The 233-nt window shown below is 44.2% G+C and carries 1 pseudogene; it reads left to right on the forward strand.

Features of this window, described 5'->3' with window-relative positions:
• Positions 1 to 34: 34 nt before the first annotated feature.
• Positions 35 to 233, forward strand: a pseudogene (locus tag AAEY83_RS18725) (tyrosine-type recombinase/integrase); the annotation flags it as partial.

Genomic DNA, 233 nt, shown 5'->3' on the forward strand with positions numbered 1-233 from the left:
GTTAAAGCCTTTAAAAGGCCAAGGCAAGGTAAATATGGTCAAGGACATGGTCGTGCCCCTACCTCGTCAAGCAGTAGCTATCTTACGCGCGCAGCAGCAAATCAATGGTCATACTAAATTTGTCTTCTACAGTGAGACAGCCAAAAAGCATCAGATCATCTCTGATGCGACAGCGAATAAGCGTTTAAAAGATTTGGGCTACAAAGACATTCATTGTGCTCACGGCTTTAGAG

Source organism: Psychrobacter sp. TB20-MNA-CIBAN-0197, assembly GCF_040309765.1.
In the GTDB taxonomy this organism is placed as follows: Bacteria; Pseudomonadota; Gammaproteobacteria; order Pseudomonadales; family Moraxellaceae; genus Psychrobacter; species Psychrobacter submarinus.